Origin of the sequence: Tritonibacter sp. SIMBA_163 (assembly GCF_046535935.1) — a bacterium.
GTDB lineage: Bacteria > Pseudomonadota > Alphaproteobacteria > Rhodobacterales > Rhodobacteraceae > Epibacterium > Epibacterium scottomollicae.
In genome coordinates this window covers 1-274 of sequence record NZ_JAWJBP010000406.1, presented here as the reverse complement: position 1 = coordinate 274, position 274 = coordinate 1, and the positions used below count along the sequence as shown (strand labels likewise).

General features: G+C 37.2%; 1 protein-coding gene. It reads left to right on the top strand.

Translation table 11 applies throughout. The features are described from left to right. On the top strand, positions 1-274 hold a 274-nt coding region (locus R0J92_RS22915), incomplete at both ends, for a transposase (protein ID WP_411053360.1).

Genomic DNA, 274 nt, shown 5'->3' with positions numbered 1-274 from the left:
CCATTGGTGTAGATGTTGGACTCAAAGAATTTTATACCGATTCTAAAGGGAACAAAGAATCAAATCCAAGATATTATCGTCAATCAGAACCAAAACTAAAAAAGGGTCAACGCAGAGTTTCTAGAAAAGTTAAAGGCTCATCTAACCGTAAGAAAGCAATTAATAAGTTAGGACGAACTCATCTCAAAATAAGTAGGCAGCGAAAAGAGTTTGCGAAGAGACTCGCGCTCCGTGTTATACAATCTAACGATCTTGTAGCCTATGAAGATTTGAG